The organism is Psychrobacter pygoscelis (genome assembly GCF_004335015.1).
GTDB lineage: Bacteria > Pseudomonadota > Gammaproteobacteria > Pseudomonadales > Moraxellaceae > Psychrobacter > Psychrobacter pygoscelis.
Genome location: NZ_RQRU01000005.1, coordinates 73,922 through 95,722, shown reverse-complemented (window position 1 = coordinate 95,722; position 21,801 = coordinate 73,922). Strand labels below are relative to the sequence as shown.

21 protein-coding genes are annotated in these 21,801 nt (G+C 45.3%); 18 read left to right on the top strand and 3 right to left on the bottom strand.

Annotated elements, in window-relative coordinates; all coding sequences use genetic code 11:
• Nucleotides 1–275: 275 nt before the first annotated feature.
• The 11 genes from atpB to EGV92_RS11150 all read left to right on the top strand — a co-directional run bounded on the left by atpB (nt 276) and on the right by EGV92_RS11150 (nt 11,413).
• Nucleotides 276–1,145 carry a F0F1 ATP synthase subunit A gene (atpB, locus tag EGV92_RS11200; protein ID WP_131669373.1) on the top strand — a complete coding sequence of 290 codons (870 nt, stop codon included), beginning with the start codon at nt 276–278 and terminating at the stop codon, nt 1,143–1,145.
• A 37-nt stretch (nt 1,146–1,182) separates the two neighbouring features.
• A complete protein-coding gene (gene atpE, locus EGV92_RS11195) occupies nt 1,183–1,431 on the top strand; it encodes a F0F1 ATP synthase subunit C (RefSeq protein WP_025651437.1) in 249 nt (82 codons plus the stop codon).
• 78 nt (nt 1,432–1,509) lie between these two features.
• Nucleotides 1,510–1,980, top strand: a complete 471-nt coding sequence (locus tag EGV92_RS11190; protein WP_131669372.1) for a F0F1 ATP synthase subunit B — start codon at nt 1,510–1,512, stop codon at nt 1,978–1,980.
• Between the two features lie 13 nt (nt 1,981–1,993).
• The gene (locus tag EGV92_RS11185; protein ID WP_131669371.1) at nt 1,994–2,614 is read left to right on the top strand and encodes a F0F1 ATP synthase subunit delta; all 621 of its coding nucleotides are present in this window, start codon (nt 1,994–1,996) and stop codon (nt 2,612–2,614) included.
• 65 nt (nt 2,615–2,679) lie between these two features.
• Nucleotides 2,680–4,224 carry a F0F1 ATP synthase subunit alpha gene (atpA, locus tag EGV92_RS11180; RefSeq protein WP_131669370.1) on the top strand — a complete coding sequence of 515 codons (1,545 nt, stop codon included), beginning with the start codon at nt 2,680–2,682 and terminating at the stop codon, nt 4,222–4,224.
• Between the two features lie 418 nt (nt 4,225–4,642).
• Entirely contained in the window at nt 4,643–5,521 is an 879-nt protein-coding gene (gene atpG / locus EGV92_RS11175) for a F0F1 ATP synthase subunit gamma (protein WP_131669369.1), read from the top strand.
• Between the two features lie 38 nt (nt 5,522–5,559).
• The gene (atpD, locus tag EGV92_RS11170) at nt 5,560–6,993 is read left to right on the top strand and encodes a F0F1 ATP synthase subunit beta (RefSeq protein WP_131669368.1); all 1,434 of its coding nucleotides are present in this window, start codon (nt 5,560–5,562) and stop codon (nt 6,991–6,993) included.
• Nucleotides 6,994–7,066: 73 nt separating this feature from the next.
• A complete protein-coding gene (locus EGV92_RS11165; RefSeq protein ID WP_131669367.1) occupies nt 7,067–7,489 on the top strand; it encodes a F0F1 ATP synthase subunit epsilon in 423 nt (140 codons plus the stop codon).
• A 646-nt stretch (nt 7,490–8,135) separates the two neighbouring features.
• Nucleotides 8,136–8,852, top strand: a complete 717-nt coding sequence (locus tag EGV92_RS11160; protein ID WP_423227912.1) for a response regulator — start codon at nt 8,136–8,138, stop codon at nt 8,850–8,852.
• Nucleotides 8,853–9,335: 483 nt separating this feature from the next.
• Entirely contained in the window at nt 9,336–11,027 is a 1,692-nt protein-coding gene (locus EGV92_RS11155) for an ATP-binding protein (protein WP_131669366.1), read from the top strand.
• Between the two features lie 206 nt (nt 11,028–11,233).
• Complete coding sequence (locus EGV92_RS11150) at nt 11,234–11,413, top strand: hypothetical protein (protein WP_131669365.1); 180 nt, start codon at nt 11,234–11,236, stop codon at nt 11,411–11,413.
• A 154-nt stretch (nt 11,414–11,567) separates the two neighbouring features.
• Here EGV92_RS11150 and EGV92_RS11145 read toward each other — a convergent pair whose 3' ends face one another.
• A complete protein-coding gene (locus EGV92_RS11145) occupies nt 11,568–13,007 on the bottom strand; it encodes an ATP-binding protein (protein ID WP_131669364.1) in 1,440 nt (479 codons plus the stop codon).
• A gap of 361 nt (nt 13,008–13,368) precedes the next feature.
• Between EGV92_RS11145 and rpsP the strand changes: the two genes are divergently transcribed.
• The 4 genes from rpsP to rplS all read left to right on the top strand — a co-directional run bounded on the left by rpsP (nt 13,369) and on the right by rplS (nt 15,681).
• The gene (gene rpsP, locus EGV92_RS11140) at nt 13,369–13,635 is read left to right on the top strand and encodes a 30S ribosomal protein S16 (protein ID WP_131669363.1); all 267 of its coding nucleotides are present in this window, start codon (nt 13,369–13,371) and stop codon (nt 13,633–13,635) included.
• A gap of 89 nt (nt 13,636–13,724) precedes the next feature.
• Nucleotides 13,725–14,258, top strand: coding sequence for a ribosome maturation factor RimM (gene rimM / locus EGV92_RS11135; RefSeq protein WP_131669362.1), 534 nt, complete (start codon nt 13,725–13,727; stop codon nt 14,256–14,258).
• A gap of 41 nt (nt 14,259–14,299) precedes the next feature.
• The gene (gene trmD, locus EGV92_RS11130) at nt 14,300–15,064 is read left to right on the top strand and encodes a tRNA (guanosine(37)-N1)-methyltransferase TrmD (RefSeq protein ID WP_131669361.1); all 765 of its coding nucleotides are present in this window, start codon (nt 14,300–14,302) and stop codon (nt 15,062–15,064) included.
• Between the two features lie 191 nt (nt 15,065–15,255).
• Nucleotides 15,256–15,681 (top strand): 50S ribosomal protein L19, encoded by a 426-nt coding sequence (gene rplS, locus EGV92_RS11125; protein WP_131669360.1) that lies wholly within the window; start codon nt 15,256–15,258, stop codon nt 15,679–15,681.
• Between the two features lie 373 nt (nt 15,682–16,054).
• On the opposite strand, the gene EGV92_RS11120 is transcribed toward rplS, so the two are convergent.
• Nucleotides 16,055–16,630 (bottom strand): DUF4442 domain-containing protein, encoded by a 576-nt coding sequence (locus EGV92_RS11120; protein WP_131669359.1) that lies wholly within the window; start codon nt 16,628–16,630, stop codon nt 16,055–16,057.
• Between the two features lie 252 nt (nt 16,631–16,882).
• Here EGV92_RS11120 and EGV92_RS11115 point away from each other — a divergent pair, with 252 nt between their 5' ends.
• From EGV92_RS11115 to uvrC, 3 genes are all read left to right on the top strand, one after another.
• A complete protein-coding gene (locus EGV92_RS11115; protein ID WP_207401787.1) occupies nt 16,883–17,215 on the top strand; it encodes an HNH endonuclease in 333 nt (110 codons plus the stop codon).
• A gap of 187 nt (nt 17,216–17,402) precedes the next feature.
• Entirely contained in the window at nt 17,403–18,929 is a 1,527-nt protein-coding gene (locus tag EGV92_RS11110; protein WP_131669358.1) for a DUF3360 family protein, read from the top strand.
• Nucleotides 18,930–19,173: 244 nt separating this feature from the next.
• Nucleotides 19,174–21,018 (top strand): excinuclease ABC subunit UvrC, encoded by a 1,845-nt coding sequence (gene uvrC / locus EGV92_RS11105; protein ID WP_131669357.1) that lies wholly within the window; start codon nt 19,174–19,176, stop codon nt 21,016–21,018.
• A 181-nt stretch (nt 21,019–21,199) separates the two neighbouring features.
• Here the strand turns inward: uvrC and EGV92_RS11100 are convergent, their stop codons facing one another.
• Nucleotides 21,200–21,781 (bottom strand): dihydrofolate reductase, encoded by a 582-nt coding sequence (locus EGV92_RS11100; RefSeq protein WP_131669356.1) that lies wholly within the window; start codon nt 21,779–21,781, stop codon nt 21,200–21,202.
• Nucleotides 21,782–21,801: the final 20 nt, after the last annotated feature.

The window sequence follows — 21,801 nt, the reverse complement described above, 5'->3', positions numbered from 1 at the left end:
TAGCCCTTTTTTGATAACTGAATGTTTGTTAGTTTGGCTAGTATTTAGCGGTTGTCTAACCACTTAAATAATGACTAGCAGAGCGAGTTAGCGCAGCAGTCAGGCGTGCATCAAAGTAGTACATCGTTTAGCAAGAATACGTTCATTGAGCCGAGTATGACAGCCATACAAGGTGGCTTAACCCCCACTAACCCTAGTAAATTAGCTATAGAGGTTAGATTGGTAGGCCGTTAGTACCTCGGTGATTCAATCGTTGATTATAAAGAAGCGACATTATGGCAGCAGAGCAGCAGACATCCTCAGATTATATCTCTCACCATTTGACGAATTGGACTTATGGCTATTTGCCTGATCATGGTTGGCAGGTTGCTCATACCGCTGAAGAAGCTTCAGCGATGGGCTTTAATGCTATCCATTTGGACTCCATGCTTTGGTCAATTGGGCTTGGCATCATCTTTTGTGGGCTATTTTGGCTAGTCGCTAAAAAGGCCACTACCGGCGTTCCTGGCAAGCTGCAAGCTGCCATCGAGCTGATCGTTGAGTTTGTTGATAATAACGTTCGCGACTCTTATAGTGGTACCTCGAAGCTTGTAGCGCCGCTAGCGTTAACCATCTTTGTTTGGATTTTCTTGATGAACTTGATGGATCTTATCCCTATCGATTTTATCCCATCAATTGCTCAGATGATCGGTGGTGCTATGGGCTATGATCCGCATCACGTTTATATGAAAATCGTACCGAGTACTGATCCAAATATAACGCTGGGCATGTCCTTCTCTGTATTCGCGCTAATCATCTTTTATAGTATTAAAGAAAAAGGGCTTGGCGGCTTTGTGGGGGAGCTGACTTTGCACCCATTTAGCGCTAAAAACCCTATCGCAAAAATTATTTTAATCCCTATCAACTTCATCCTTGAATTTGTTACTTTAATTGCAAAACCGATCTCTCTTGGTCTGCGTTTGTTTGGTAACATGTATGCAGGGGAGCTGATCTTTGTATTGATTGCCCTAATGCCATTTTGGATTCAATGGGCGTTATCTGTACCGTGGGCTATATTCCACATTTTAGTTATCACACTTCAAGCGTTCGTCTTTATGATGCTGACGATAGTTTATCTATCACTGGCTTCACAAACCGAACATTAATCAGTTAGACATTCAATAGGTAAATGAGGATACATCAATGGATCCAGTATTAGGTGGTTACACAGTTATCGCAGTTGCTCTGCTTATCGGTCTTGGCGCTTTAGGCACCGGCATTGGTTTTGCTATCTTGGGCGGTAAATTCCTAGAAGGTGTAGCACGTCAGCCAGAGCTTGGCTCACAGTTGCAAACTCGTATGTTCATCGTCGCAGGTCTGCTTGATGCGGTTCCTATGATTGGTGTTGGTATTGCTATGCTATTGTTATTCGCCAACCCTCTAGCCGGTTAATCTGAAATTTCAGTTTGACACACTTGATCAGAGCCTCTGATCAATCAACTGATTTTTCATTACCAATGAGGTGATCACGTGAATATCAATTTTACCATCATCGGTCAAGCCATAGCGTTTTTCATCTTTGTTGTATTCTGCATGAAATTCGTCTGGCCACCACTCATTGCAGCGATCAATGAGCGTCAGCGTAAGATTGCTGATGGACTGAATGCCGCTGAAAAAGCAAAAGCTGATCTTGCTTCGGCTGAGCAAGAAGCTGAGCAGGAGCTAACGGCTGCCAAAGCCAAAGCTGCTGCCCTTATTGAGCAGGCGAATAAAAGCGCCAACCAGCTTATCGAAGAAGCCAAGGTGCAAGCGCAAACTGAAGGCGAACGAATTCGTCAACAGGCGCAAGCCTCTATTGATCAAGAGATTAACCAGGCTCGTGAGTCATTACGTAGTCAGGTCGCTGAATTGTCTGTACTGGGTGCAGAAAAAATTCTGCAAGAAAAAGTCGACGTTCAAAAGCATGCTAGCATGTTAGATCAACTAGCAGCGAAGCTGTAATTGTGAGGATATAATGGCTGACTTATCAACCTTAGCACGACCTTATGCAAAAGCTGCTTTTGACTATGCTTTCGAGCATGGCGTAGCGGATGCGTGGGAGGACTTTTTGTTTATTGCTAGTACTGTCGTCAATGACAAGTCTTTTCACGACATGCTAGACAATCCGGCCATCGCTGCTGATCAAAAAGTGGCTGCTTTGGTTGATCTTTATGACACGCAAGTAGCCACTGCAGGTGACACGCCATTTAAGGAGCTATTGGCTTCTACAAATGCGCATAAGCAAGAGGATACAAGCTATCCAAGCGTGTCGGCTGCCCTAAAAAACTTCGTCAGTCAGCTGGCTGGGCAAGAGCGCCTAGCGTTGCTTCCTGAGGTTTATGAGCATTTTCGTCGCCATAAAACCCGAGCGCAAAAGCAAGTCGATGCCTACGTGACGTCAGCATATCCCTTGACTGAGTCTCAGCGTGCCCTGTTCCAGAAGCGTCTTACTGACTCTTTAAATGCGACAGTGGTGATCCATGAATCGGTCGACCCAAGTCTCCTAGCGGGCGCCACGATTAAGATCGGTGATAAGGTCGTCGATGACTCTATGCGCGGCAAGCTAAAACAGTTAAAAACGCAGCTCACTGCTTAATATTGCAACGTAAAGCAGTCATTAAGCCAGTCAGTTGGTTATCATAAATTAAAGGAAACAAGGCAATGCAACAATTGAATCCAGCGGAAATCAGTAATCTGATTAAGCAGCGAATTCAAGACCTTGATGCGGGTGCAACTGCAAAAAATGAAGGCACGATTGTCAAAGTATCTGACGGTATCGTGCAGATTCATGGTCTTGAAGATGCCATGTACGGTGAGATGATTGAGTTTGAAGGCGATGTCTATGGCATGGCACTAAACTTAGAGCGTGACTCAGTGGGCGCGGTAGTACTAGGTGAGTATTTGAGCCTGCAAGAAGGTCAAAAAGCTTACTGTACTGGCCGAATCTTAGAAGTGCCCGTAGGGCCTGAATTATTAGGCCGTGTTGTTGATGCCTTGGGTAATCCTATTGATGGTAAAGGCCCGATCAATGCCAAGCTAACTGACAAAGTTGAAAAGATTGCGCCTGGCGTTATCGCTCGTCAGTCAGTAGATCAGCCAGTAATGACAGGTTATAAAGCCGTTGATACCATGATTCCTATTGGACGTGGTCAGCGTGAGCTTATCATTGGTGACCGTCAGACAGGTAAAACTGCACTAGCTATTGATGCCATTATTGCGCAAAAAGACTCTGGCATTAAGTGTGTGTACGTCGCTATCGGTCAAAAACGCTCTACTATTGCTAACGTCGTGCGTAAGCTTGAGCAATCTGGCGCACTTGACTACACTACAGTGGTCGTTGCCTCTGCCTCTGAGCCTGCAGCGCTTCAGTACATCGCCCCTTATTCAGGCTGTACTATTGGTGAGTACTTCCGTGACCGCGGTGAAGATGCACTGATCGTCTTTGATGACTTATCAAAGCAAGCGGTAGCTTATCGTCAGATCTCTCTACTACTTCGTCGTCCGCCAGGTCGTGAAGCTTACCCAGGTGACGTATTCTACTTACACTCACGCCTACTTGAGCGTGCTTCTCGCGTCAACGCAGAGTATGTAGAAGAGTTCACCAATGGTGAAGTAAAAGGTAAAACAGGCTCCTTGACTGCACTGCCTATCATTGAAACTCAAGCAGGTGACGTTTCTGCATTCGTTCCAACCAACGTTATCTCGATTACTGATGGTCAGATTTTCTTAGAATCTAGCCTATTTAACTCAGGTATTCGTCCTGCGGTCAACGCTGGTATTTCGGTATCTCGTGTTGGTGGTTCTGCACAAACTAAAATTATCAAGAAACTCTCTGGCGGTATCCGTACAGCTCTAGCGCAGTATCGTGAACTTGCCGCATTTGCTCAGTTTGCCTCGGATCTTGATGATGCGACCAAGCAGCAGCTTGAGCATGGTGAGCGAGTCACTGAGCTTATGAAACAGAAGCAGTATCAGCCAATGTCTGTAGCAGAGCAAGCAGCCGTTATTTATGCCTCAAACGAAGGCTACTTGGCTGACGTTCCTGTCGAGAAGATTGGCGCTTTTGAAGAGTCGTTCCTTCGCTACATGTATGATGAGCAAGCAGACCTTATGCGTGAGATTAACGAAACTGCGAACTATAATGATGACATCGCAGCGCGTCTAAAAGCATCGGTCGAAACGTTCAAGCAAAACCATACTTATTAATTTATTCGTAAACTGCTACTTATGATAGCCAGTAAGGCTCGGCTGCTCTAAGCGCAGTCAGCTTGCTACAGTAATATCAGCTCGCTGATAAATGATTTTTGATTGGCAATTATAAGAAGTAAGTATTACCGTATAAATAGCTACAGTTAATGGGTTGGTAGTGTCTCAGCAGTCGCTATCAACCGCTTAAGACAGTGCTTCTAGCAGTGTCATTGAGCATAAGCTAAGTCCTGACTCGATTGGCCTTTAAGCTGTCGCAGTAGGCACCGAATACAATGTTTTGTCTTTTTATTTTTGTAATAAGAGGACAGCATCCAGCAACGCTGTTAATTGCTATTAGTGTATTATGATTTGATAGCCTTCAGCAGATAGTTTGGTATTCACTCACGACTTATATTCCCACCGTATTGGAACCATTATGGCAAGCTTAAAAGAAATTCGTGCCAAAGTCACCAGTATTAAAAGCACCCAGAAGATTACGCGCGCCATGCAGATGGTTGCGGCCAGTAAGATGCGCCGAGCACAAGAGCGCATGGAAGTGGGGCGCCCTTATGCCGATAGTATGCGCCGAGTGATCTCTCATTTGGTTCATGCTTCTTCAGATTACAAGCACCCTTATATGGTTGCTCGTCCTGTCAACCGCGTTGGCTTTATCGTAGTCTCTTCTGATCGTGGCCTAGCAGGCGGTTTAAATATTAACTTATTTAAAGCACTGACGCGTCATATCAAGGATTATCAAGAACAATCTGTTCAAGCAGAGTTTGCGGTTATTGGCTCAAAAGGGGTCAGCTTTTTCCAAAACTTTGGCGGCAAAGTCACCTCAGCCTTAACTGACTATGGCGATAATCCAACTTTTGAGCAGCTTAATGCCCCCGTTCAGGCCATGCTTGATGACTATAACCAAGGTAAGATTGATCGTATCTACTTGGTGTACAATAAGTTTGTCAACGCCATGACCCAAAAGCCGACAGTCAATCAGCTAGTACCTCTACCTGAGGGATCGCTTGATGAAAATAGCGCGGTGCAGACGGATCATAGCTGGGACTATATTTATGAGCCAGACATCAAGACTTTAATCGAAGGTCTGTTAGGACGCTATGTTGAGTCCATCGTTTACCAAGCTGTGATGGAAAATATTGCCTCTGAGCAGTCTGCTCGAATGGTCGCTATGAAAGCGGCAACCGATAATGCGGGCGACCTAATTAACGATTTACAGTTGGTTTATAACAAGCTGCGTCAAGCTGCGATTACCCGAGAAATTTCGGAGATCGTCGGTGGTGCTGCTGCTGTTTCATAATTGACACCACATATATTAAGAAGTTCAAGGAGAACGCAATGAGTAGCGGTCGTATTGTACAGATCATTGGCGCGGTTATTGACGTTGAGTTTAGCCGAGAAGAAGTGCCCCAAATTTATGACGCTCTGCAAGTCGATGGTACTGAAACCACGCTTGAAGTTCAGCAACAGTTAGGTGATGGTATCGTGCGAACGATCGCCATGGGTTCAACCGAAGGTTTGAAGCGTAACCTACCCGTGACCAATACTGGTGCGCCTATTTCTGTACCTGTAGGTACTGGAACATTAGGCCGTATCATGGACGTTTTAGGACGTCCAATCGATGAAGAAGGTCCAGTCCCTACTGAAGAGAAGTGGTCTATTCACCGTCAAGCACCAAGCTATGATGAGCAATCTAACAGCACTGAGCTACTAGAGACTGGTATTAAGGTTATCGACTTACTTTGCCCATTCGCTAAAGGTGGTAAAGTTGGTCTGTTCGGTGGTGCTGGTGTCGGTAAAACCGTCAACATGATGGAGCTGATTAACAATATCGCCCTAAAACATTCTGGTCTGTCAGTATTCGCCGGTGTTGGTGAGCGTACTCGTGAAGGTAATGATTTCTATCATGAGATGCAAGAAGCGGGCGTTGTTAACACTGAGGACTTTAGTAAGTCTAAAGTGGCGATGGTCTATGGTCAGATGAATGAGCCACCAGGTAACCGTCTACGTGTGGCCCTAACTGGTCTTACGATGGCTGAATACTTCCGTGATGAAAAAGACCCTACCACTGGTAAAGGTCGTGACGTACTATTGTTCGTCGATAACATCTACCGTTATACGCTAGCGGGTACTGAGGTATCAGCCCTCTTAGGTCGTATGCCGTCAGCGGTTGGTTATCAGCCAACGTTAGCAGAAGAGATGGGTCAACTGCAAGAGCGTATTACTTCTACGCAAGCTGGCTCTATTACTTCTGTTCAGGCCGTTTACGTCCCTGCGGATGACTTAACCGATCCCTCACCAGCCACCACATTCGCTCACTTGGATGCGACTGTAGTATTGAGTCGTGATATTGCATCACAAGGTATCTATCCTGCGGTAGATCCACTAGATTCAACTTCGCGTCAGCTTGATCCTCAGGTCATTGGAGAAGAGCACTATAATGTTGCTCGTGGTGTTCAGGAAGTATTGCAGCGCTATAAAGAGCTCAAAGACATCATCGCGATCTTGGGTATGGACGAGTTGTCAGAAGAAGACAAATTAGTCGTCTACCGTGCTCGTAAGATCCAGCGCTTCTTGTCGCAGCCTTTCCACGTAGCAGAAGTCTTCACTGGTGCACCAGGTAAATATGTCCCACTGCGCGATACTATCTCAAGCTTTAAAGCTATTATCGCAGGTGAATACGACGATCTACCTGAGCAAGCATTCTACATGGCCGGCGGCATCGACGAAGTCGTTGCGAAAGCTGAAAAAATGAAATCTACTGCTGCCTAATTTAGGGTGCTGGGGGTAGCCGGCTTAGCCGCAGCTGCCCTCGGTAATAGCAGCGTCCAGTTAGGAGATAAGCATGGCAACCTCAACCTTAGAGTGTCGGGTAGTAAGTGCTCGTGAAGAGCTGTACTCTGGCTCAATTACGATGTTGATTGCGACGGGTAGCGAAGGCGAAATCGGGGTATTGCCAGGTCATACGCCTCTTATTACCCTATTAAAGCCTGGTCCAATGCGTGTGCAAACAGCGGACGGTGCAGAAGAAGTCATTTATGTCTCAGGTGGTGTATTAGAAGTACAGCCTAAGCTAGTCACTGTCTTAGCAGACACAGCAATGCGCGCACATAATCTAGACGAGAGCAAAATCGTTGAAGCCCGTAAGAAAGCAGAGCAAATGCTCGCTAATCAGAGCGATAGCTTACAGACTAGTGCGGCCCTGGCTTCTCTTGCCGAGACCGTGGCTCAGTTAGAGACCCTTAGAAAGTACAAAAACCGCGCCTAATAGTAGGTATTGCTTTGACGTTGTAAATAAAAAACAGCCTTATATAGGCTGTTTTTTTGTATTTAGTCTATTGCGGTTGATACAAGCGAACAACTGAAAAAATAACTGATAAGTAATGCAAAAAGCTAAGCTTGTAAGCTGCTATGAGTGTAGGCCGCTATTAATAAAAGTCTCTGTTAATAAAAGTCGCTATGATTGAAAGTAATGCTGATAACCTTGCCTATTGGTAGGCGATAAATTGCCGATGACTCATAAGCAATCATAGATTAAGATTTTCTCAACGGATCTTTTTGGTATGAGAAGAATAGAAGATTATCGCTAGCAAAGCTTTTATCGAAATTATAGTATTTTACTTATCGCCTATCATGGTAACATGTAGTATTCATAATAGTTTTAGAGTAAAATTTAACTCAGTTTATCAATTGAATTTGATTAATTTTGATATAGTTTGATATAGATAGTTTGGTTTCTGCAAGCTTTTATGGTTGCTACAAAAACGTTGTTAACCGCGAGCTGGTCACTATTATCATTGTGGATTTTATCGTCGGTGTTTTAAGTCGCCAAAATCTATGGTTATCAAATCTACTTTAAAACCTAGTGACAGAATTATCTTACTGATATATGCGAGTATTTTAAGGATATAAAAATGGCAATAACTGAAGAAGATAACACTCCGCGAATCTTGATTGTTGAAGATGACGAGCGTCTAGCTATGTTAACGCAAGACTATCTGGTCAAAAACGGATTGGAAGTCGCTATTGAGACGGACGGTAACCGCGCTATTCGCCGAATCGTTAATGAGCAGCCTGATTTAGTGGTACTGGATGTGATGCTGCCAGGTAGTGATGGCTTGACGGTTTGCCGTGAAGTGCGGCCACATTATCAGCAGCCTATTCTTATGCTGACTGCTCGTACCGAAGATATGGACCAAGTGCTTGGTCTGGAGATGGGCGCAGACGATTACGTGGCAAAGCCTGCTCAGCCACGTGTTCTGTTGGCACGTATCCGAGCTTTGTTACGTCGTTCAGAGAATGCACCATCAGAAGATGTGCCGCAGCGTTTGGAGTTTGGTGAGCTGATCATTGATAATGGCGGCCGTTCAGTGACCTTGAATGATGAGTTAGTTGATTTTACCAGTGCGGAGTATGATCTACTTTGGTTGCTGGCTTCAAATGCGGGTCGTATCTTGTCTCGTGAAGATATCTTTGAGCGTCTTCGTGGTATTGAGTATGATGGCCAAGATCGCTCGATTGACGTGCGTATTTCAAGAATCCGTCCAAAAATCGGCGACGATCCTGAGAATCCAAAACGCATCAAGACAGTACGTAGCAAGGGCTATCTATTTGTAAAAGAAGGTAATTAATCCTTTAGCGTCGCTATTGAGTTCGCTCAATAAATATTTAGATGACGAGGATTACAGTCTGGTATAAGACAGGCTATCTTAGTCATCCTAAACAACGCCTTAAACAAATAGCTAGTTTGCTTGCTACTTCTGCTTTACTAGACCAATGCCTTGTTAATGGGCTACTGGAGTACTGGCGTTGCTATTTTTGCAAAGAGACGTTACTAGTATAGGTTGTAGTAGATTGCTAGTGAGGTTCATAGTAGCGGTGCTAGGTATTAGTGTTTTGAATCAAGGAACCAGCAATTTGCTGGTTTTTTGCTTTACAGCCTTTCTCTACGGTAGAGCAATGAGCGTTAAGACAGGCAGAGGGCAGGTTGATTAGAGTCCTACAAGATTAAAAGCAGTACAAATGATGCCCAATTGTCTTGTAGCAAGTTTACAGTCGACCAATGATAAGTGGTCGTGGTTTTTTATTAAGGAATCAAGCGTGGTACTAATGATATGTCGCTAATCTCCTCACTCAAGCACAGTATATTTGTTCGCATTTACGCTGGGCTATTGTTAGTCTGCCTTTGTGTGGCATTATTCGCTCAACTGCTCATGGATACAGTCAATAAAGAGCGGTTACAAGCCTACCGAGAAAGTATGGCTACTGGGTCTTTTTACTTGGTGAGCGAGGGGGTTGCCCATCAAGATTCAGCAATGAAGCGTGAGTATTGGTTGTCTGATGCTAGTAGTCTTTTTGGCTCTACCTTTCAGATTGTCCCCTTGTCTGAGATAGAGTTTAGCGCCAGTGAGCTTAATCGCCTAGAGAGTCAGCAAACGGTGGTGCGCTACTCTAATAAGGCGCATTATGCCAATATCTATCATCAACTGCCTAATGAAGACTCCGTGCTTACCGTGCGAGTAACTCAAGTCACCGAGCAGCAAGTCAGGGCTATGGCGATATTTCTTTTAGATGACTTATCGCGGTTCCCCTCTTTGGCTGATAAGCAAGCCCGTCTAAATGAGCTTGGGACGCGCTTTTCTTTTCCCTTAGAGCTGCAACTGGTCAATGATCTCAATCTCGACAGTGATCAGACCGCTAGGCTGCGCCGCGACGAGGTGATTTTCTTATTTCAAGACAGTACCAGCAATAAAAGTAACTCGTCAATCAAGATTATCATTCCTTCTGAAATCAATGATATGGCGATTGTAATGGGGCCAGTGCCTCTATTTAATTGGTTCCCACTGAATCTGATTATCAGCGTGGTGCTGATCAGTATGTTTTTGATTAGTCTTGGCGTTTACGCCCTCATCTTTCCGCTAGAGCGAAAGCTGCAACTGATTCAAAAGGGCGTCAATGAGGTCAGTCACGGCAACTTAGAGACTCGAGTTCAGGTCATTGGTCAAGATGAAATCGCTCGATTATCGGCTACGTTTAATGCGATGACTGAGCACATTAAGCGTCTGATTGAGTCGCAGCGCGAGCTTACTCGTGCTGTCTCTCATGAGCTGCGTACGCCAGTGGCGCGCATCCGCTTTGCTGTAGATATGCTAGCCGATACCGAAGATGAAGAGTCACGGCATATGCAGCGCGATTATATCGATGAGGATATTGAGTCACTTAACGCGCTCATTGATGAGATTTTAACCTACGCCAAGCTTGAGGAAGGCTCGCCGAAGCTGGATCTTGAACCTGTTAATCTGAGCGAACTGGTTGAGCAGATCGTTCGTGAGACCAATGCTTTAGGTAAGCCTATTAAAGTGATAGGCGAGCCGCCGAATGCGAAGATTACAGCGGTGGCTGACAGACGCTATCTACACCGTGTGGTACAAAACTTAGCTGGTAATGCCTTGCGCTATGCCGAAAGTACGATTATCGTTAGTGCCGGGGTAAAAAAAGGCATTGCCTTCGTGAGCGTTGAAGATGATGGCCATGGTATCCCAGAAGAGGATAGAGAAAAGGTATTTATCCCCTTTGCGCGCTTGGATGACAGCCGCACTCGCGCCTCAGGCGGCTACGGTCTAGGATTGTCTATTGTCTCGCGGATCGCCTTTTGGTTCAATGGCAATATGAAGGTAGATGAGAGTCCAAAGCTTGGCGGTGCACGCTTTATTATGACTTGGCCTGTTCGACCATTAGCGCAGACCATCGCTGCTGATCAGCTCACCCAAGAAAAGAGTCAGCGAACGCTTATCGAACCCAGTTAATTTAAATTAGCTAGTCAACTAAGCCGCAGTAAGTCAGACAGATAGTATTAGCAATATTTTAATAATTGATTTTGCTGTTTTAACTCTGGAATAGTGTGGCAATAGTGAGTCCAAGTGGGTATTGGCCTACTACGATGGCAAATAATATAATCAATAGGTTGTTGGTAGTAAAAAGCCAAGGACAAGGGCAGAAATAAGGAGAGGTCATGCCATATTTGTTTGGAGTTTTAGTGATACTCAATGCACTTATGCTGGGATATTATGGATTTTTGTCCCCTAAAAAAGAGCCGGAGAGTTTAAATGCGGCAAAAGCCACGTTAGTCCAGCCCATTGAGTTTAGCAATTCTGCTGAGCACATTCCGCCATTAATTGGCAGCAAAAAATAAATAGCCAAAGACTTATTACTGAGAGCCTATCACGATTTGCTACTAGGCAGATATGGGGTTGCATCTTATTCGCTAATTTAGCCGCAAACACTCTAATGTATCTTTATAAGCCAATTTGTGTCTATAAAGAGTATCGGGCAACAATGGCATCTTGCTAGTCGGGTTTAGCGTTGTTATTTTCGATACTAGTAACCTTGGATAGTAGTGGAATACGCACACAGACCTGAAGCCCGCCGTCTGGATGATTAATGGCTTCGACGCTACCATGATGCAGGCCTGCTATTCGGCCCACGATAGCCAAGCCAAGGCCACTGCCTTGAGTCGTTCGTGCGGTCTCGCCACGCTCGAAGGGCTGCATAATGCGTTCTAATTGGTCATCAGCCACGCCGCCACCACAGTCACGAACACAAAGAATTAGCTGTTCAGAGGCATGGCGATTGAGGTCATTCTCAGTGACGATATCGGGGTCTTCATCTTGTACTAGGGTTTCTGAAAAAGTTGGAACTACGATCGCTGACAAGTAAATCGGTGGCTTTCCGTAGCGAGTGGCATTATTAACAAGATTAATAATTAAGCGCTTAATCGACAGCGGGCGTAGCGGTATTTCAGGGAGCTGCTGTGACTCGTAGACAAACTCTAGCGGTGCAAACTGCACCATCACTTCTTTAAAGATACTGTCCAGATCGGTCAAGCGTACCGGCTCATCTGAGCCATCTTTCATGAATGAGATAAACTGCTCCAAGATAGCGTCCATATCCTCAATATCATAGATCAAGCCTTCTCTAAAAAACTCATCGGGCAGCATCTCAGCTGTCAATCGCATGCGAGTTAATGGCGTCCTTAAGTCGTGAGAGATACCAGCGAGCATGATGGTGCGCTCTTTTTGCGCTTGGTTTAAGGTAGTGAATAGCCGATTAAAAGCAGTGTTAACTTGGCGAATCTCAGTTGGACCTGTTCGCGTAGGTAGGGTAGTCGCATGGCCCAAGCGAATATAATTGGTCGCGGCGCGTTGTAGATGACGCAGTGGCCGGTTGAGCTGACGCGCCAGCAAAGCGATAGTGAGTAAGGTTAGGATTGGTAGCCCGAGTAAGAATAACACCAGTAGTGTCGGGCTATACTGAGAATAATAAATCACTGGCTCGCGTAGCCAAAATCTAGTATCGCCGCTATCTTGTACCCAGAGCTGAGGAGTGGGCTTAAATTTAAAGTAGACTTCCACAGGTCGCCCCAGCTGTTTGGCGATTTCACGTTCTAACTCTTGGGTGAATATGCCCACAAATGCCTTATCTGCAACCTCAGGAAACTCACTAGGGTCATCGACTACTATCACATGACTGTGATTATATATCCACTGCTGGAACTCTGGCTGGCTTTGCCAGTCTTGCCGCGTGCTTTTGATCAGCCGCAGCTCGCTGGTTAGATAGCGGGCGTGGTTTTTTAGCTCTGGCAAATAGAGACTGCGCCAAAAAAACCAAAGGGTTAGCCCGACGCTAATGATGACGATTGACATGACCATCAATGTCGTCTGCCAGGTAGTAGAGTAGGCACGAGACTTCAGGCGGAGGCGGCTGAGTCGGGCAAAAGAGTTGGCCATAGTAAATTTACTCGCAGCGATTGATCAAACGTAGGACAAACAGTCAATAATTCTCAAAAAACATGACAGTACTAAAAAATAATATTTCAAACTACAGTAGTTAAGGAGCATAGCAAAAGTTTAGTGGTTAATCACGGTGGCAAGCTATATAAATCCCAAATCAATGATGTAGATTGTTCAGGGCGTTATGGACTAAACCTCATGATTTAGCGTAAAAATACTAGTGGTTAAAATATGAGTAAGGACTATCACTAGATAGGCTTGAAACGCCAGTAATAAAAACATTATTTAGGTTTTCAGAGTTCATCTACTATGATATAATTATGCCCTTTTTGGTATACCTGCGAAAGAGAGAGTTCATATGGTTGTTATTCGTTTAGCCCGGGGCGGTGCCAAGAAACGCCCATTTTATCAAGTTGTAGTCGCAGATCAACGCCGTTCGCGTGATGGTCGCTACATCGAAAACATCGGCTTTTTTAACCCACTAGCTAAAGGTTCTGAAGAGGCAGTTCGCCTAAATTTAGAAGCTTATCAAGCTTGGATAGAAAAAGGCGCTCAGCCTTCTGATCGCGTTGCTTCATTGGTTAAGACTTATAAGTCAAAAGCCGCTGAAGAAGCAAGCGCTTAGATCAATTTATTAGCATATTGTATTAATCTAAGTGATGACTACGCGTGTCACTTGATTATTTATTACTGTCTTAAAGTGTCTTTATCATTATGTCCTCTACACCAAGCCCAGACGAGTTAGTAAAAATCGGCCAGCTAAAAAAGCCTTATGGTATTAAAGGCTGGCTTTGGGTGTTTAGTGAGACGGATGAGCGCGATGCTATCTTTGAGATGCAGCCGTGGTGGATAAAGACCGCGACAGGTATCAAGCCATTGACGGTCACTAATTGGCGTCAGCAAGGATCGGGTCTGGTAGCTCAGTTTGAGCAAGTACCAGATCGTAACGTTGCTGAAACCATGAATGGCGTCCCTATCTGGACTGCAAAGGATGCCTTGCCGCCACCCGATGAAGATGAGTACTACTGGTCAGATTTGCTCGGTTTAAAGGTTGTTAATGAGCAAGATGACTATTTGGGTGACATCAGCGAGCTGTTTGAGACGGGAGCGCACGATATTATGCGTGTTGCTGCCACTGACGATAGTATCGATGATGAAGAGCGTCTTATTCCATGGCATAAGCAAACAGTACTGACCGTGGATTTGACGACAAAAACTGTCTTAGTAGACTGGGCCCGCGATTATTAATCGTACCTCACTGATAGCTAGTGGTGATATAGGTAGCATTAATGTATTTTGCCGTCATTAGTATCTTTCCTGAGATGTTTGCGGCGGTTCGCGAGTTTGGTATTACTGGCCGAGCGTTGACTCAAGCCCAAGCGACTTTAGAGCTTATTAACCCTCGGGACTACACTACGGATAATTATCGACGTGTCGATGAGCGGCCTTATGGTGGTGGTCCTGGGATGGTAATGATGGCAGAGCCTTTAGCGAAAGCTATTGAAGATGCCAAAAGCCGAGCTAGCGCTCATGGTTGTCAGATTGATGCAGCTCATTGCCCTGTCGTTTACTTATCGCCGCAAGGTGAGACATTGAGTGAAGCCAAGGTGGTGGCACTAGCAGATTACGATGGCATGATTTTATTGTGTGGTCGTTACGAAGGCATTGATGAGCGTCTGCTAGCCAAGTATGTCGATATTGAAATATCAATCGGTGACTATGTACTAACTGGCGGTGAGCTACCAGCGATGGTACTTATGGACAGTGTGATAAGGCGTCTCCCTAATGTTATGGGTGATGATCAATCCGCTGAGCAAGATTCATTTGTTGATGGCTTGCTTGACTGCCCACATTATACCAAGCCGCATTCATTTGCAGAGATGTCAGTGCCAGAGGTTTTGTTATCTGGACATCATGCCAATATTGCCCAATGGCGATTCGTGCAGCAAGTTGAGCGAACCATGGTACGTCGGCCTGATTTGTGGCAAGCCTTTACGCCTACTAAGCAGCAATTAAAATGGCTGCAAAGTGCCGGAATAGACAGTAATCGTTAAGCGATATGTTGATAGTTATAAATACTGAAGTTAGATAAATTAGTTTTTTTAATTTTACTGAGTTAGTCATTGTATTAATGGCCCCTCAACCCAATCGACTACCGTGACATCTTAAGACGTGTGACGGTTACTTAATTATAAACAGGTGATAAGCGTCAAGCCTCTTTCATCTAATGTGAGGAGCAACTCTCATGAGCAACAAACATCCATTGGTTCAAGCCGTCGAAAACTCTCAGCTACGTGAGCACCCAAGCTTCGCCGCTGGTGATACTGTCGTCGTTCAAGTAAAAGTTCGTGAAGGTGACCGTGAGCGTCTTCAGGCTTTTGAAGGTGTAGTAATCGCTAAGCGTAATCGTGGTCTAAACTCAGCGTTCACCGTCCGTAAAATCTCAAGCGGTATCGGTGTCGAGCGTGCATTCCAGTTGCATTCACCACTTATCGATAGCATCGAAGTGAAACGTCGTGGTGATGTACGCCGTGCTAAGCTTTACTACTTGCGTGAGCGTTCTGGTCGTTCTGCTCGTATCCGTGAAAAGTTATCTGCGCGCCGTGAAGGTGTTCAGAGCAAAACTGATGCAGGCGTTCCAGAAGCCGTAGAAACTGCTCCAGGAATCTAAGTCGACTGACTAGATTTTGCAGTAATATCCTTTTATAGATTATTAATTGGGTATACCAAAAAGACAAAACCCCAGCTTGAGATTGTCAAGCTGGGGTTTTTGTTGGTGGAGAGAAAATTTGTGGAAAGGAATTTAGTAGAAACAAGTGAAGCCGCGCCAGCTATCAACTAATGCTGTTAACAATCATAGGCTAACTTTAGCGTTAGAAAGAGGCTCTTTGAACCGCTGCTTGCTACCGCATAGCTCTACAAGCAGAGGGAGCGAGGTGGTCGATTAAGCTAAAATAGCTTTTAGGTATCAGTACTTTTGCAAGCTGGTCTTTATTTTATTCAACCAGCATTTTCTTGAGCCAACCTTTCTTGAGCCAACCTAGCTAAACGTCTTTAAACCGCTTACTTATTCTACTGCCCTGAGCTTTAGAGCCGCTAAACTGCCGCCGCCGAATATATACCGTTTTTGTGACTGTCGCCACTATCTTGCTTTGACTATCGACGATATCAATCTCATAATCTCGAAATACGGCATCGCCATTTTTAGCCAACTCCTTGACAGTCGCAAGCTCCTGCTTAGACAGATGCATGCTAGCGGTGACTGTGCTCTTGCCTGGAGCGACGAAATTAATGTGCGCGGCTTTGTCCCAAACCACATAGTCATCGCCAAGCATCTGCATCAGTAGCAGCATATAAAAGGGGTCGACCATCGAATAAAGGCTGCCACCAAATTGCGTACCCACGACATTTTTATTCAGCGCTGTTAGTGGCATAGCGACGCTGCAGCGTCCTCGCTCCAAATCGAACTCGACCATCTTAACCCCTGCTCCGAGGTAGGGCGCATAAGTATTGATTCGCCATTTGATAAGCTTGGGTAATAGGGGAGGCAGTAGGGTACTCTTGACTTGATTTTTCAAGTGCTCTTGTAGCGCTGTAAGTGTTTTATTGAGTAATGACATAGAGGTAAGCCAATAATAGTGACCACTATAATCTAACACGCTAGAAGATATTGACCTAACAATCGTCTGAGCAAATTTAAATAAACTAAAAGAAAATCATTAAATAGCTGGCTGTGTGGTTGATAAAATTGCTTTTGGAATTATGCTAACGTCCTATTATGGCGCTATACATTACTAAGAATAGCAGTCTACAAGCCAATGTAGTGATAATAATAGATTGATCAAAAGCCAACGGATTGAATGGGCCCAATTATGGATAACTATTCAGACGATATGCCCAGTATGGAGGGTACTTGCGAGATGTGTGGTAGAGAGGGGATCAAGCTAACTCGGCATCATCTCATTCCACGCTCAAGGCACAATAAACCGCGAACGCGGCGCTATTTTAGCCGTGAGCAGATGGTGGGTGAAATCGCTATGCTATGTCGTCCTTGTCATAGCCAGATCCACCGCTTATTTGCCAACCATGAGCTGGCGAGTTATTACCATAGCATCGAGCGTTTAAAAGACCATAGCGAGATGGCAAAATTTATCAATTGGATAAAAAAACGCCCTGCTGGCCTAAAAATTCGCGTCAGACACTGACAGACTTCTGTCTAGCTTATTAGCGGCTATGTTGGATTAGCTCTCGCTTTCTTATTTTTAATGTCATACAATAACTACCAATTTATAGTTATCGCCTTATTTTTATTAAAAATTAATACGACAAACTATCTTTTAAGGACATGTTAAGCACTCAGTTGTTTAACGCTTGAGGTCATAAGGAAGTGAAATGAGTAACCACCAGATCCCCGCTTCAGGGTCTAATCCGCAGCATCCAATCCCCTCTAGTGAAGACGCCATACTATCAGGCAGCTATGAGCAGCTACATAGACCAAGCTCTAGCTTTGATAACCGTAATGATTATCTAAATCACGAATTACAGATTATGCAGCCCAAACGCTGGCGGCCAAATCTGCCCTTTCGTGATTATCGGTTTGAGTTTGAAGACACCATCCCAGCAATGGCCGCCACTATCGGTAAGGTCGTTATGGTTGGCGCAATTGCCGCTACCTTCGCAGGTCCACTTGGCTTAGGCGATGCCTTTATTTTAGAGAACGTGCGTTACGAGCTATTAATTGTATCAATTTTTATTATTCTATTCTCTGGCTTTATATTGCCTACGGCTAACCTAGCTGGCACCCATGGTCCACTTATTCCTTTGATCCCGATCGTCGTAGCCGCTGGCGGCCACCCGATGGCGTTCGGTCTATTAATCGGTGCTTTCGGTCTACTATTGGCGATAAGTAAAGGAGGCAGTTTACTGGCGAATCTGACCAGTAAGGGCGTGTGCGGGGGGCTACTGCTGTATTTGGGCTTTATTGGTACCACCTCACAAGTCAAAAACCTGTTTGCTTGGGCCGAGGGGATAGGTATGGCGCACATTGCCTTTGTCGTGATTTTGCTGACCATTATATTGTATGCGCTACTCGAGCACTTCCAAAAGCGCTGGCTTGCTGTCCCACTAAGCTGCTTAGTGGGCGGTGGAACTGCATTTTTAATGGGCGCTCCATTTGCGTTTAAGACGGACCCTGGTATGCCGCATTTAAGCCCTATGTATTGGTGGGGTGAGAATACCGGCTGGATGCTCGGGTTTCCGACGATTGATAGCTTTATCGTCGTGTTACCGTTTGCTATCTTAGCCGTCGCGATGTGGTCACCGGACTTCTTAGGGCATCAAGTATTTCAGAAGATTAGCTATCCTAAGCGTACCGACCGCGTCTTGATGGACATTGACGATACCATGGTCAGTGCCTCATTTCGACAAGTGGCAGGTTCCTTACTAGGCGGCGCCAACTTTACCTCATCGTGGGGTACTTACATCGTCCCCGCAGCGATTGCTAAGCGTCCTATTCCAGCAGGTGCTCTTCTAACGGCACTATTCTGTATCATTGCTGGTATTTGGGGTTATCCGATGGACTTAGCGATTTGGCAGCCAGTCATGTGTGTGGCTTTGATAGTCGGCGTATTTATCCCGCTACTAGAGGCTGGCATGGAGATGACTCGCGAAGGCAAGACCACTCAGTCCGCTGCGATTGTAGTCTTTGCCTCAGCATTAGTGAACCCGGCTTTTGGCTGGTCAATCACCTTATTGTTAGACAATTTAGGCTTGATTGGCTCCAAAGAGCGTAGTGCTAGCTTAAGTAATATGAGCCGCTGGATTATTCCGGGTGTGATGTTTATCGTTTTAACTGGCGTAATGGCTATGGTGGGTATGTTGCCTGGTATCCCAGCGCTATTACCTCACTTCCGTCATTAGTTTTTGCCTTTATTTATGATGGCTGTAGCTTGTTGAGTATCAGTGAAAGCTTTAAGTCAATATTGAGATAGTAGTATGGCGGTAAAGTAACGATACTATAGACTTTTAACTCAAATAAATAATCAATCTAAACTGCTTAAAGTAAGATTAAAGCCAGCGTCGAGCTGGCTTTTTCACGCTTGTAATTTGTCCAGTCTTGCCCCATAAATAAGGGTATTCCTGTATTTTTGCTGACATTTATTTTATGGTCAATGACTCTGCCCCCGTCCCCGCTGACGACAAAAAAGCCCGACTTAATCATTTAATTAAACGATTGCCCAATCTACCCGGTGTCTACAAGATGCTGGGTAAAAATGGTGATATCCTCTATGTGGGCAAGGCAAAGTCGCTGAAAAGTCGTGTTAATAGCTACTTTGCCAAGACGATTGACCATCCAAAGACGCGAGCTTTGGTAGCGCGAATTCACAATATAGAGACCATCATCACCCGCAGTGAGACCGAAGCGCTACTGCTCGAACAAAACCTAATCAAAGAGCACCGACCGCCTTATAACGTCCTACTGCGAGATGATAAGTCGTACCTATACGTCTTTATTTCGGCAGATCAACCTTATCCTCGTTTGGCCTACGGACGGGGGAAGGGCAACCATCAAAAGGGCAAGTTCTTTGGGCCATTCCCATCGGCACATGCGGCCAAAGAGACTTTAGTCATGATGCAAAAGATGTTTCAAATGCGCCAATGCACCAATACCTTTTTTCGTCAACGCAAGCGACCTTGTCTTGAATATCAAATTAAGCGTTGCCGCGCGCCTTGTGTCGGTCTGGTCAGTCCTGAAGAGTACGCCGAAGACGTCAACAATACCATTCGCTTTTTGAAGGGCGATTCAGGCGACATTCATAATGCTCTTATCGAAAAGATGGAGTCTGCCGCTGATAATCTCGACTTTGAGCAAGCCGTCTTTTATCGCGACCAGCTATCGATGCTGCGTGAAGTTCAGGCGCGTCAAGCCGTCTATACTGTTAAGGGTGAGGCCGATGTCATTGCCATTAGCAGTCAGGCAGGTATGACTTGTGTCAATGTACTGACAGTGCGCGGGGGGCGTGTGCTCGGCGGCAAAAACTACTTCCCTGATGTTGATAGTAGCGAGCCAATCTCAGAGAATTTATCGTCGTTTATCATGTCATTTTATTTTCAGGTCACCGACGATCTGCCTACAGAGATTATCCTTAGTCATGAGCTGGCGGATCAGCAAGCAGTAAGCGAGGCTCTGAGCACACATTTTGCTAGTAAAGTGCTGATAAAGACCAATGTGCGCGAGCATCGCTCAGAATGGCTAGACCTAGCCAAGCTTAATGCAAAAAACGCACTAAAGACCAAGCTTGGTGATTATCTAGAGCTCATGAGCCGCTTTAAAGCGTTAAAAGATACCTTGGCCGCAGTGACGGACAAGACCATCGATCGTATTGAGTGCTTTGATATCTCGCATACGATGGGGGAGGCGACGATTGCTAGCTGCGTGGTGTTTGACCAAGGCGGCGCGCGCAAGCGAGACTATCGTCAATATGCCATTCATGATATTCAAGGCGGTGACGATTACGCAGCGATGAAGCAAGCGTTAACAAGGCGCTATAAAAAACAACCCTTACCAGATTTGCTACTTATTGATGGTGGTAAAGGTCAGCTAAATATGGCCAAAGAGGTTCTTACTGAGCTTGGTATCTTGGATGAGACCTTACTGATTGGCGTGGCAAAGGGTGAAGGGCGCAAGGCCGGACTTGAGGTGCTGCATTTTATTGAGCATGAGCCGCTAGATCTACCGATGGACAGTAAGGCCCTTCATCTTATCATGCACATTCGCGATGAGGCGCACCGCTTCGCCATTACCGCGCATCGTAAAAAACGCGATAAACGCCGCTCATCGTCTGTGCTTGAGGCTATCCCTGGTCTGGGAGAGAAGCGCCGCCGCGACCTGCTAAATCACTTCGGTGGACTTCAGCAATTACTTGGTGCCTCACAGCAGGAGCTTGGCGGCGTGCCGGGTATCGGACCGGTACTGGCGAAGACCATTTATAAAGTACTGCATGAGTAAGAGAGCTATCAGTCTTTTCTTTGAAAAATGAGGGAGCAATGCCTATGGTTGTGCACAAATGAGAAGGGCAGCTGCGCACAGACAAAGAACTTATTTTAAGACGCCCATAAAAAACTGGCTACGAACATTCGCAGCCAGTTTTTATTTACATATAGGCGAGGTGGCAGTAGCCCCTAGTCTATTATTTTGATTTTTTCTTATAAGTCACAAAGCGGTAGCTAAGGCCGCTCTTTGCATCAATCATTGAGTCAGATTCGGCCACTTGTTCAAAGTCATTCGGTATTTTTGGATAAAACGCATCACCATTGTCAATATTGGTATCGACCAAGGTCAACTCAATACGATCAGTAAACATCAGCGCGTTTTTGAACACTTTTTCGCCGCCGATAACCCAAATAGTCTTAAATTTCAGGCCGTGAGCGAGATTGGTCGCATGAGTTAGGGCATCATCTAGGTTATGTACCACATGAACATCTTCTCTACCACTTAGACCATGAGTTTCTGCGTAGTCCATCTGGGTGGTAATCACAAAATTGACACGCTGCGGCAAAGGCTTACTGTCCATGGATTCAAAAGTCTTACGACCCATTATCACAATGCCTTTAAACCCAGAGTCGACATAGGCGTCAGTCTCATCAGTGGTAAGGGCCTTAAAATGTTTAAGGTCATCAGAGATATGCCACGGTAATTGGTTGTCTTTACCGATACAGCGATCATTGCTGATAGCAGCAATCTGGGCGACTTCGGTATGGGCGTAGCTCATAAAACTTCCTTATAATTTTT

Bases quoted from the DNA above. Each gene is read 5' to 3' on its own strand.
- atpD (WP_131669368.1), top strand. From the start codon at position 5,560: ATGAGTAGCGGTCGTATTGTACAGATCATTGGCGCGGTTATTGACGTT.
- atpE (WP_025651437.1), top strand. From the start codon at position 1,183: ATGGATCCAGTATTAGGTGGTTACACAGTTATCGCAGTTGCTCTGCTT.
- EGV92_RS11155 (WP_131669366.1), top strand. From the start codon at position 9,336: ATGTCGCTAATCTCCTCACTCAAGCACAGTATATTTGTTCGCATTTAC.
- EGV92_RS11150 (WP_131669365.1), top strand. From the start codon at position 11,234: ATGCCATATTTGTTTGGAGTTTTAGTGATACTCAATGCACTTATGCTG.
- EGV92_RS11100 (WP_131669356.1), bottom strand. From the start codon at position 21,781: ATGAGCTACGCCCATACCGAAGTCGCCCAGATTGCTGCTATCAGCAAT.
- EGV92_RS11120 (WP_131669359.1), bottom strand. From the start codon at position 16,630: ATGTCATTACTCAATAAAACACTTACAGCGCTACAAGAGCACTTGAAA.
- rpsP (WP_131669363.1), top strand. From the start codon at position 13,369: ATGGTTGTTATTCGTTTAGCCCGGGGCGGTGCCAAGAAACGCCCATTT.
- EGV92_RS11160 (WP_423227912.1), top strand. From the start codon at position 8,136: ATGGCAATAACTGAAGAAGATAACACTCCGCGAATCTTGATTGTTGAA.
- EGV92_RS11110 (WP_131669358.1), top strand. From the start codon at position 17,403: ATGAGTAACCACCAGATCCCCGCTTCAGGGTCTAATCCGCAGCATCCA.
- EGV92_RS11115 (WP_207401787.1), top strand. From the start codon at position 16,883: ATGGATAACTATTCAGACGATATGCCCAGTATGGAGGGTACTTGCGAG.
- rimM (WP_131669362.1), top strand. From the start codon at position 13,725: ATGTCCTCTACACCAAGCCCAGACGAGTTAGTAAAAATCGGCCAGCTA.
- atpG (WP_131669369.1), top strand. From the start codon at position 4,643: ATGGCAAGCTTAAAAGAAATTCGTGCCAAAGTCACCAGTATTAAAAGC.
- EGV92_RS11185 (WP_131669371.1), top strand. From the start codon at position 1,994: ATGGCTGACTTATCAACCTTAGCACGACCTTATGCAAAAGCTGCTTTT.
- EGV92_RS11145 (WP_131669364.1), bottom strand. From the start codon at position 13,007: ATGGCCAACTCTTTTGCCCGACTCAGCCGCCTCCGCCTGAAGTCTCGT.
- trmD (WP_131669361.1), top strand. From the start codon at position 14,300: ATGTATTTTGCCGTCATTAGTATCTTTCCTGAGATGTTTGCGGCGGTT.
- atpA (WP_131669370.1), top strand. From the start codon at position 2,680: ATGCAACAATTGAATCCAGCGGAAATCAGTAATCTGATTAAGCAGCGA.
- uvrC (WP_131669357.1), top strand. From the start codon at position 19,174: ATGGTCAATGACTCTGCCCCCGTCCCCGCTGACGACAAAAAAGCCCGA.
- rplS (WP_131669360.1), top strand. From the start codon at position 15,256: ATGAGCAACAAACATCCATTGGTTCAAGCCGTCGAAAACTCTCAGCTA.
- atpB (WP_131669373.1), top strand. From the start codon at position 276: ATGGCAGCAGAGCAGCAGACATCCTCAGATTATATCTCTCACCATTTG.
- EGV92_RS11165 (WP_131669367.1), top strand. From the start codon at position 7,067: ATGGCAACCTCAACCTTAGAGTGTCGGGTAGTAAGTGCTCGTGAAGAG.